The organism is Arhodomonas sp. SL1 (assembly GCF_052060015.1).
In the GTDB taxonomy this organism is placed as follows: domain Bacteria; phylum Pseudomonadota; class Gammaproteobacteria; order Nitrococcales; family Nitrococcaceae; genus Arhodomonas.
Genome location: NZ_JBPODZ010000015.1, coordinates 40321 through 50257 on the forward strand (window position 1 = coordinate 40321; position 9937 = coordinate 50257).

9 protein-coding genes are annotated in these 9937 nt (G+C 64.8%); 8 read left to right on the plus strand and 1 reads right to left on the minus strand.

Annotation, left to right across the window (positions count from 1 at the left end; all coding sequences use genetic code 11):
• Nucleotides 1-116: 116 nt before the first annotated feature.
• From ACQ754_RS15115 to ACQ754_RS15140, 6 genes are all read left to right on the plus strand, one after another.
• A complete protein-coding gene (locus ACQ754_RS15115) occupies nt 117-650 on the plus strand; it encodes a TRAP transporter small permease subunit (RefSeq protein ID WP_440997875.1) in 534 nt (177 codons plus the stop codon).
• 121 nt (nt 651-771) lie between these two features.
• Nucleotides 772-1824, plus strand: coding sequence for a TRAP transporter substrate-binding protein (locus ACQ754_RS15120; RefSeq protein ID WP_440997876.1), 1053 nt, complete (start codon nt 772-774; stop codon nt 1822-1824).
• Between the two features lie 137 nt (nt 1825-1961).
• Nucleotides 1962-3269, plus strand: coding sequence for a TRAP transporter large permease (locus ACQ754_RS15125; RefSeq protein WP_440997877.1), 1308 nt, complete (start codon nt 1962-1964; stop codon nt 3267-3269).
• 156 nt (nt 3270-3425) lie between these two features.
• Complete coding sequence (gene pdxR / locus ACQ754_RS15130; RefSeq protein WP_440997878.1) at nt 3426-4931, plus strand: MocR-like pyridoxine biosynthesis transcription factor PdxR; 1506 nt, start codon at nt 3426-3428, stop codon at nt 4929-4931.
• 133 nt (nt 4932-5064) lie between these two features.
• On the plus strand, nt 5065-5463 hold the full coding sequence (locus ACQ754_RS15135) for a nuclear transport factor 2 family protein (RefSeq protein WP_440997879.1): 399 nt from the start codon (nt 5065-5067) through the stop codon (nt 5461-5463).
• Nucleotides 5464-5507: 44 nt separating this feature from the next.
• Nucleotides 5508-6923 (plus strand): NAD(P)/FAD-dependent oxidoreductase, encoded by a 1416-nt coding sequence (locus tag ACQ754_RS15140; RefSeq protein ID WP_440997880.1) that lies wholly within the window; start codon nt 5508-5510, stop codon nt 6921-6923.
• Between the two features lie 41 nt (nt 6924-6964).
• On the opposite strand, the gene ACQ754_RS15145 is transcribed toward ACQ754_RS15140, so the two are convergent.
• Nucleotides 6965-7189, minus strand: a complete 225-nt coding sequence (locus ACQ754_RS15145; protein WP_440997881.1) for a diguanylate cyclase — start codon at nt 7187-7189, stop codon at nt 6965-6967.
• Nucleotides 7190-7578: 389 nt separating this feature from the next.
• On the opposite strand from ACQ754_RS15145, the gene ACQ754_RS15150 reads away from it, so the two are divergent.
• Together ACQ754_RS15150 and ACQ754_RS15155 are read left to right on the plus strand one after the other, a co-directional pair.
• Nucleotides 7579-8841 carry a fibronectin type III domain-containing protein gene (locus tag ACQ754_RS15150; protein WP_440997882.1) on the plus strand — a complete coding sequence of 421 codons (1263 nt, stop codon included), beginning with the start codon at nt 7579-7581 and terminating at the stop codon, nt 8839-8841.
• Between the two features lie 198 nt (nt 8842-9039).
• Entirely contained in the window at nt 9040-9894 is an 855-nt protein-coding gene (locus ACQ754_RS15155) for a hypothetical protein (RefSeq protein ID WP_440997883.1), read from the plus strand.
• The last annotated feature ends 43 nt before the right edge of the window (nt 9895-9937 follow it).

Sequence of the window (9937 nt, forward strand, 5' to 3'; positions counted from 1 at the left end):
GGCTTAGCGTCCGTAGCAAACAGACGTCGTAAAGACGCAGCAGCACCCCGGCTGCACCACCGGTTCGCGGCAAAGGCCTGCGTGGAGACCGATATGCAAACGGGAATGACGGGGAGGTGCCGGCCCTGATGGTGGCTTGGAGATGGTTCGAGAGATCGATTGACTTCATTGCCGAAGTCATGGGCGTCATCGGCTGGCTTCTCTTGCTGTACTGCATGGTGCTGGGCGTGACGGACGTGTTCCTTCGCTATGTGATGAACGCCGCGTCCATGTGGATCAGCACCACGATCCAGGCAGCAATGGTCCTGCTCGCCTGCGTCGGCGGGATCTACGCGCTCAAGCACGACACCTTCGTGCGGCTGGATGTCTTCTACGCAGCGCTTTCCCGCCGCACACAGGCGGTCCTCGACCTAGCCACCTCTGGGCTTACGCTCCTGTTCCTGGGCGCGCTGATCTGGAAGGGCTGGGACGCCGCCATGTTGTCGGTGAAGCTCGACCAGCACACACCGACCGCCATAGCGATCCCCATTTACCCGATCAAAATCTTCATTCCTGTCACCGCGGCCATTGTGCTTCTTTTGGTAATCAAGCAGCTCGGAAATGATGTCCTGGTCATCACCGGCAAGCGACATGCGGACACGCAGCGGTGATCCGGGCCGAAGCCCTGTGCCCCGCGACGGGTCACCACCAACGAAACAAACCAATGATCGGATGAACCGACAGCAGTAGCTCGCAAGCCAACGCGAGTAATCAACGAGGAGGAGAAGAGCCATGCGTAAACGAGCCAGAATCACCGGTGCCACCGTTGCCAGCGTAACCGCCCTGGGCCTGAGCGCGTCCATCGCTTCAGCCCAGGACGGCCCGCCCGATGAGGTCACCGAATGGGTCATCCAACCTTGCTTCGACTCCGGCGACGCCGGCTGGGCAAGCGGCATCCTACCCTGGGCGGAGGCCGTCGAGGAGGCGACGGAAGGCACCGTACAGATCACCGTGGAACCGGCCGGCGCCCTGACGAGTTCCTCCGAGGCCTTCGGTGCGGCCGTCGCCGGTGTCACCGACGGCACGGCCTGCTGGGCAACCGTCTACGGTGGCGACATGCCCGAAGGCATGCTGGCCTTCGGGTTGCCCATGGGTGCCGAGAGCCCCGAGGAAGCCTGGGAGGTCATGTGGGGCGAGGACTACGGTGCCGGCCATGTCGTACAGGAGGCAGCGAACGAAATCGGCCTCCAGTTCGCTGGCTGGACCAACCAGGGTCCCAACGCCATGTTCACCAACTTTGAGGTCAATGGGCTGGAGGACTTCGAGGGCCGGAAGATGCGCGCAGGCGGCCCCCAGGCGATGTTCCACGAGGCCATCGGCGGGGTACCGGTTTCCATGGAGCCCGGTGACATCTACACCGCCATCCGCCTGGGTACCATCGATGGCACCTACTGGGACACCGGCGGCATCGATGATATGTCCTTCCACGAGGTGATCGACTATGCGGTGATGCCGGGCTGGAATCCCGCGCAGCACCAGTCGACCTACATCAATCTCGATTCCTGGAACGCACTCACCGAGTGGCAGCGGGATCAGATCATGGGCGTGTTCAAGGAGACCTACTTCGAGACCAGCCGCATGCATGCCGAAGGCGTGGAGGAGGCACTCCAGGCCGTCCGCGATGAAGGCGGCGAAGTCGTCGAGCTCTCCGAGGAACAGGTGGCGGAGATGCGCCGCATCGCCCTCGAAGAGGTCTGGCCCCAGATCTCGGAGCAGTCCGATCTCGCCGCCGAAGGGGTGGAGATCTACAAGCGCTACCTGCGCGATAAGGGCATGCTCGACTAACGGCCTGCAGCCGGCAGGGAACGTGGCAAAGACCACGGCTGGCAGTGCCCGCCCGGCCAACCGGTCGGGCACTGCATTTTCCTGACGTCGCCGCCACTGACGGTCACCGCCGGACGGCGCACGGCACGGGGTCGCACATGAGCATAGAACTGATAACGCTTCTGTATTTTGGCTGCCTGTTTGTATCGCTGTTCCTGGGACTGCCGGTGGCCTTCGGGCTCGGCGGCACGGCCGTGTTGTTCGCGATCATCTTCTCGCCACGGTCACTCATGGCCATTCCCAGCGCCTTTTACTCGACGCCCTGGAACCCGATCCTGGTCACGATCCCGCTGTTCCTCTTCATGGGCAACCTGATCCGCTACTCCGGCATTGCAGACGCCGCCTACGACGCCGTCTACAAGCTCATCGGCCATATTGCCGGCGGACTGGCCATCGGGACCGTCAAGGTCTGCACGATATTCGCCGCGGTAACCGGCATCACCCCGCCGGCGACCATCACGATGGGCCAGATCGCCTATCCATCGATGATGCGCTACAACTATGACCGCAGGATCGCCATCGGCTCCATCGCGGCAGGCGGCGCCCTCGGTGCCCTTATTCCCCCGAGTGTGCCGTTTATCTTCTACGGCCTGCTCGCCAATGCCTCCATCGGTGATCTGTTTCTCGCCGGTATCATCCCCGGCCTGATGCTCGCCTTCTTCTATGCGCTCTATATCGGCGTCCGATGCTGGTTTCAGCCGCATATTGGCCCTCCCCTGCCAGCGGACACGCGTTTTACAACCCGCGAAAAGCTGAGCGCGGTCGTCCGGATCTGGCCATTCGTGGTGCTGATCACCATCGTACTCGGCGTCATTTGGGGCGGCGTGGCCACCCCCGCAGAGGCCGCCGCCTTCGGCGCCACGGGGGCGTTCCTGATCAATCTCGTCTATGGCCGCCTAACCTGGGCCGTCCTCAAGGACTCCCTCACTACCACCATAAAGCTGGCGGGAATGGGCCTGTGGATCCTCATTGGCGCCAATGCATTTCTCAACGTTTTCAACGCTCTGGGAAGTCAACGGCTGATCACCGACCTCGTTCTCGCCATGCCGGGAGGCACGACCGGCATCCTATTGATGATGATGCTCATCATCATCCTGCTCGGCATGGTGATGGATGACTGGGCCATCATCATGCTCTGCACGCCGATATTCATTCCTATCGTCAACGCGCTGGACGTCGACCGAATCTGGTTCGGCGTGCTGTTCATCGTCAACATCCAGATCGCCTATCTCACGCCACCCTTCGGGTTTGTCCTGTTCTGGATCAAGAGCATATTACCCAGTGACGTGACCATGGGTAACGTGTATGGCTCGATCTGGCCCTTCGTCGCACTCCAGCTCGTAGGGCTTACCTTGATTTTCATATTTCCGGAGATCGCGCTTTGGTTACCGAGACTGGCCGACTGAGTGGTACCACGCTGGCCGCGACTCTGCCGCCGCAGTAACGCGCATCCAGACGATGAGAAGGTATGCAAGCTTATCGCCCCGCGGTAACCGCAGCGCCCGGCGGTTGGTAGGACACGGCTATCGGCCGGCACGTCACGGGAACGCTACGGGGGTCCCATGTCCACACTGACGCATTCCGACCGAGTGATGTGGGCGCGCCTGTTCGAGCTCGACGCCAACAGTGGCGTTAGCCTGCAGCAACAGATCCGGGAAACGCTGGTAGGCGCCATCCTCGACGGCAAGGTGCCCGTCAACAGCCCCCTACCCTCCAGCCGTGAGCTTGCCCGCCAGCTCGGGGTCGCGCGCAACACGGTCATGCTGGCCTACCAGCACCTGGTCGACGAAGGCTACCTGCGTGCCCGCGAGCGCAGCGGATTCTACCTCAACCCCGAGATGCACGAGCGCCGACTCGCCCCCGGGCAACCGACCACGGACGCCAGCGTGGGGGGCTGCATCGACTGGGAGGCGCGACTTTCCTTGCAGCCGTCGCGCCAGCGCAACATCGTCAAGCCCATAGACTGGGAACGTTACCCCTACCCCTTCATCTACGGGCAGATGGACCCATCCATGTTCCCGCTCAATGACTGGCGGGAATGCTACCGGCAGGCGCTGAGTGTCCAGGGCGTCCACGAGCTGGTGCGTGATCGGCTGGATACCGATGACACGTTGTTGGTGGAACAGATCCGCACGCGCATTTTACCCAAACGCGGCGTCTGGCCGGCTCCGGACGAGATTCTCGTGACACTGGGAGCCCAGAACGCCCTGTACCTGCTCGCCACCCTTCTGGTATCCCGCGAAACGCGCGTGGGCATCGAGGATCCGGGCTACCCGGATGCTCGCAACATCCTGCGAATCATGACCGATCATGTGGAGCCGTTGCCCCTCGACGACCAGGGGTTGGTGATCGGCGGCCACCTGGAGCGCTGTGACTACATCTTCGTGACCCCGAGTCACCAGTCGCCGACCACGGTGACCCTGCCGGCAGGGCGCCGCAAGGACCTGCTTGAGCGCGCATCGGCAGGCAACTTCGTGGTCATCGAAGACGATTACGAGAGCGAGATCAACTTCCTCGGCAGCCCCACGCCGGCCCTAAAGAGCTATGACCGCCAGGGACGTGTCCTCTATGTGGGCAGCCTCTCCAAGACCCTTGACCCGGGGCTTCGTCTCGGCTATCTCGTGGGTCCCCCGGAGCTCATCCGTGAGGCGCGGGCGCTGCGCCGGCTCATGCTCCGCCACCCGCCGACCAATAATCAGCACGCAGCGGCGCAATTCCTCGCCCTGGGCCATCACGATGCCCTCGCTCAGCGCCTGGGCCATATCTACCACGAGCGCTGGCAGGCCATGGGGGAGGCGCTGAGCAAGCACCTGCCGGACAGCTTCCGTACGCCGACCTTCGGTGGCACCTCCTACTGGGTCCGCGGCCCCGAAGAGCTGGACGCCCGCAAGCTCGCGGAGCGGGCCGCCGAATACGGCATCTTGTTCGAGCCCGGCGACGTGAACTTCCTCTCCGAGCGCCCGCCCCTTCACTACTTCCGACTGGGCTTCTCGTCCATACCGGTGGAGCGTATCGAGCCGGGCATCGAGCGCCTCGCCGCCCTCGTTCACGAACAGCTCGGCGGCTGATGCGGACAGCTGTCCCACGCTGGTCCAAGCCGCAGCATACCACTGGACCTAGTTTCCCCGGGGATTCCCCCCTAAGTTGGCCCGGGTATGACAAAACGCCGGCCGGGACGGAAGAACAACGGGAGAGACACCCATGCAGGATGAGCGCAGCCATACCGAAGTGCTGCAGGCCGTGTTCGAGGCCTTCAACCGCCACGATGCGGATGCCGTAGTCGCGTACATGACCGAGGACTGCGTGTTCGAAACCGCCGGCGGCGCTGAGGCCCACGGCACCCGGATCCAGGGTCGCGAGGCCGTACGCGATGCGTTTGCGCAGGTCTGGCAGGGATTGCCCGACGTGCAGTGGCGGAACGCCCGCCATTTCGCCGCGGCGGACCGGGGCGTCTCCGAGTGGACCTTCGTGGCGACACGGCCGGACGGCTACCGCATAGAGGCCGAGGGTTGCGATCTGTTCCGGTTCCGGGACGGACTGATCTGCGAGAAAAAGGCCTTTCGCAAGGATCGCCCGCTGCTGGCACCGGACGCGGACTAGCTGCGCCGCCACGGGCGAGTAGACAATATCGGAGGAGTCGAGACATGGGCCGTGTCGCCAGCCATCGGCAACCGGAAGCACACCCGAACCAGCACCCGGCTACCTACGATCCCAGCCATGACCCGCTGGTTTCGCCGACACCGGGTACCGGCCAGGATTACGCCCCGACCTACTGGGCGGCCACCGCAGGTATGCCCCCGGCGGACGACGGCCCGATCACCGACGACACCGACGCCGACGTAGTGATCGTGGGTTCAGGCTACACGGGCCTGTGCGCCGCGATCTTCCTCGCCCGCGAGCACGACATCCGCGCCACCGTGCTGGAGGCGAACCGGGTTGCCTGGGGCTGCAGCAGCCGCAATGGCGGGCAGGCCCAGAACGCCTCGGGTCGGCTCAGTCGCAGCCAGTGGATCCAGCGCTGGGGCGTGGATACGGCGCGGCAGCTACACAAGGAGATCCGAGACGCCTTCGAAACCTTCGAGGGGCTTCTGGAGGCCGTGCCGGTGGACTGCGAACCCCAGCCCGGCGGCCACCTCTACGTCGCCCATCGTGACAAGGCGATGCGCAAGCTCGAGGCGGAGGCCAAGGTACTCGCCGAGACCTTCGGCTACGAGACCGAGCTCCTCGACCGTGACAGCCTGCACCGCCACTACATGAAGGAGGCGGAGGCCGTAGGCGCGATGCACGAACCCGACGGCATCGGTGTCCATCCGCTCAAGCTGGCCTACGGATACCTGGAGCTCGCCCGCCAATACGGGGTGCGGGTTCACCCGGCAAGCCCGGTACTCGATTGGGACGAGCGCAACGGGGTGCAGCACCTCCACACCCCCGGCGGCACCGTCCGCGCGCGGGCGGTCGGCATCGCCACCGGCGGCTACACCATGCCCGGCCTGCACGGGAGCGTTCGCAACCGGCTGTTTCCCGTGCTGTCGAACTCCCTGGTAACGCGGCCCCTGAGCGCGGAAGAAAAGGCGGCCTGCAACTTCCTCACCAACGAGGTGATCACCGACACCCGTACCCTGCGCTTTTACTACCGCAAACTGCCGGATGACCGGCTGCAGATCGGCAGTCGCAGCGCCATCACCGGGGCCGACGCAACGCATCCCCGCCACGAGAAGTTGCTCACCGACGCGATCGCACGGAAGTTCCCACCTCTGGCAGGCATCGAGGTGGACTACTCCTGGTGGGGCTGGGTGGACGTCAGCCACGACATGATGCCGCGGGTTTGCCAACCGGACCCGGACAGTCCCGTATTCTATGCCCTTGGCTACGGCGGCAATGGCGTGATGTATTCCGCGCAGGCGGGGCGCCGCATGGCGGAGCGCATAGCGGGCAAGCCCGGGGACACGGACATACCGATCTTCGACAACCGGCTACCCGGGCATCCGCTTGCCCCTTTCCGCCGCCTCGGGCAACGCCTCCTGTACCACTGGTACTACCTCCGTGATGAGCGGTTCTGAGAGCCTTGGCGTGATATGCGCCCGTAACTGCCGCCCCAACGCTACAACACGCCCTGCCCGCTCCACTCGCCCACAATCCGGTCCCTACCGGCTTGCTTGGCCTCGTACATGGCCGTATCGGCTGCCTTGAGGAGCTCCGATATCTGCACCTCGGGCCCTGCCCGAACGGCGATGCCGATGCTCAGGGTGGGGGGCTCTCTCAAGGGCTCCGGCAGGGGCATCTCCCGCGCGCCTTCCTGGAGACGCCGAGCGATCTGTACCGTCACCCCATCCGGATCACCGGCGAGGCGCTCACACGGGCTCAGTATTCCACCTTCTCGACCTTCACACATGCCGGACGGGCATGGCGGGCGCAAGCGCGGCGCCGCTACCGCCGGGCCAGCCGGCGGCCAGCCGGACCCGTGCGAGGCGACGGCGGGACGCGGTGGGACCGGCGACGACATGGTCGTAATGCCTTGGAGTCAACGGCAGTCGACGCCGGGATCTCCCCACCATCACGGCCTCGATGTCAGTCCCCTTTACACCCGCCTGGCCTAGCCGAGCCAATAGCCGGCACCTATCCGCTTGTGCCCCACGGTGACGCAAGTGGTGCGCATCATGCATCGCCCGCTCTCGGGATGGAACGACACCCCACTCGGGGGAAGGAGGATGCGAAATGCGCTATCGGATGATCCTATGTGCTGCCCTACTGGGAGGGGTCACCATCTCCATCGCGTTGGCCCCGGCGTTCGCCGCGCCGATCACCTCCGCGGTGCCGTTCGCGTTTCGGGACAATGCCGGGCCTGTGAACTTCCTGGGCCAAGGGAGCGGCGACGAATTCTCGTTCGGCGTGCACTCGGTCAGCCCGAATGCCAACGCCGGCACCACCGCGACGGCGGCGAACACAGTGATGGGGGAGGAGATTTCCCCCCTTCCGGATCAGCGCTCCACCGGCCGTCCGGGCGTGTTCGGGGTCGATCGGTCCTTTGTGGCCGGCTCGAACCAGCATGCGCCCTGGGAGGTCACGGTGACCAACGAGGACGATACGCGGGTCGTGGCCACGCCGGACCGGAGGGATGCACCGTTGATGGGTTTCGTCGACAGTCTGTCGATCTCCGGGCCGGCCACCGAGCCCACCATCAGCTGGGATCCCCCTGCAGGGGCATCGCCGGATTTCTACCAGTATGAGCTCTGGGACGTCGATGAGGAGAAGGTCCTTACCGGCAGCACCGGCGTGCCCGTGTTCCTGGGGGAGGCCACGGAGGTGACGGCACCCGGCGAGACAATCGAGGTCGGGCGTGACTATGCGGTGCGCGTGTTTGCGAGCAAGTCCGGCGAGTCCCCCGACACGCTCGAGAGCCGCTCCAGCAACTGGCTGGAATGGACCGCACAGGAGGGCGAAGCGGAAGGGCGGGTCCTGGCCCTGGAAACCGGATCCCCCGCTTCCGTTACTCAGGTGGTGGACACGCCGGCGGATCCCTTCAACCTGATGTTTGATTACCTGTTTGACACCTTGACGGGGGAGCTGTCGGTCTCCCTGGATGGCGAGAGGGTAGGACGCCCGCTGGCGCTAGGTGACACCTCCCAGGAGGACTATTACCGCTCGGTGATCGAGATCGAGCGGGAGGCTTTGCTGGGGCGGAACGATGTGGCTCTCGGCTTCACCCTGGATGGCGAGCCGGGCTCGCGGGTGCTTATCGACAACGTCTCCTTCGCTGGCATGCCCATTCCCAACGGGGATTTCTCGGGCGGCCTGGAGGGCTGGACGGCCTCGGGTCCGGGGACGGTGAGCATCGCCTCGGTCCCGGAGCCTCGGACCTTGTTCCTTCTGTGCGTGGGTCTGGTCGCCTTGGGGCTGCAATACCTACGGAGGAATGCATTTCCGGAGCATCCCGGCCATGGCTTGTCCGAACCCAGGGAGGCTTTTGCTCGGTGCTAGCGCCCCGGTGAGAGGATGGCGCATTGCCTTTCACCGGGATACGGAGAGGCGTCGACGATCCCGGGCCGGAGCGTCACCGATTTTGGCCCTGCCGCAGGAATCCGCGGTCGCGATGGCCCGGATTGCGCGGACCGGACGGGAAAAGCCCGTTTATGCTGCCTATACTCAGGGAACAATGGGATAAACGCTCGCACCAAGATGGCTGGTATCAAGGTTTGCTGGGGGCGGGGGCGCTTCATCAACACCGCCAATCTTCGAAAGGCGCACGCAATGCGAAGCAGGATTCTGCCGACCGTAATCGCCGCGATTTTGCTGGCGGGGCCGGTGTCGGTGTCCGCGCAGGACCTCGAGCCAGGCGGCGACCAGCAGCTTCAGGGTTTGATTGGCGAGATCCGCACGCTGTTGGAGCGTGCGGAACAGGAACGCTCGGCCGATCCCTGGCTGATTCGGGACATGCGCGCGTTGCTGGCGAGATACGACTGGCCTTGGACGCGCGACATCTACGCCGAGGATTTCACACGCACCGCGAATGGTATACCCCGGCCCTGGCGGGTCACCGAGGGGGCGGTAACGGTGGATCGCACGCTCGGGCTGCGCACGGTGGTGCCGCGCAGCGAGGCTGAGCAGGCGGGCCAGGAACAGCCACGGGAAGAACAGCCCCGGGAACGCGGCGACAGCGTACGCGACATGCTGGGACGCATTCTGGAAGAGGCCGTCCGGCCGGAGGGGCAGCAGCGGGATAGCCAACAGCAGGAACAGCGCCAGCAGCGTGAGGTGCCCTCGCAAACGCGCGCGATGGCGGCGATCGAGATGCCCAACGCCTTCGCCATGCGCGTTGAGCTCAGCGCCCGCAGCGTCAGCGGGACCGGAGGCGGCTTCGCGTTCGGCCCGCACCAGGGCGACGAGGCTGATGCCGGCTACCGCCTGATCTACCACCCCGAGCCGCGCGGCCAGGCTCCGGCCTTCGAACTGGTCAAGCGCTCGCCCCGGGGCACCGAATCCACCGTGGAGTTCTACCACTCAAGTTCCACAGCCACAGCGATAAGTTATTGATCCGTCGGTGGGCGGTTGGCATTTTTGGCACAACTACGCGAGG

What these genes read in the sequence shown, in the direction of transcription:
- ACQ754_RS15120 (WP_440997876.1), top strand. Translation starts at nt 772, where the DNA reads ATGCGTAAACGAGCCAGAATCACCGGTGCCACCGTTGCCAGCGTAACC.
- ACQ754_RS15125 (WP_440997877.1), top strand. Translation starts at nt 1,962, where the DNA reads ATGAGCATAGAACTGATAACGCTTCTGTATTTTGGCTGCCTGTTTGTA.
- pdxR (WP_440997878.1), top strand. Translation starts at nt 3,426, where the DNA reads ATGTCCACACTGACGCATTCCGACCGAGTGATGTGGGCGCGCCTGTTC.
- ACQ754_RS15135 (WP_440997879.1), top strand. Translation starts at nt 5,065, where the DNA reads ATGCAGGATGAGCGCAGCCATACCGAAGTGCTGCAGGCCGTGTTCGAG.
- ACQ754_RS15140 (WP_440997880.1), top strand. Translation starts at nt 5,508, where the DNA reads ATGGGCCGTGTCGCCAGCCATCGGCAACCGGAAGCACACCCGAACCAG.
- ACQ754_RS15150 (WP_440997882.1), top strand. Translation starts at nt 7,579, where the DNA reads ATGCGCTATCGGATGATCCTATGTGCTGCCCTACTGGGAGGGGTCACC.
- ACQ754_RS15155 (WP_440997883.1), top strand. Translation starts at nt 9,040, where the DNA reads ATGGCTGGTATCAAGGTTTGCTGGGGGCGGGGGCGCTTCATCAACACC.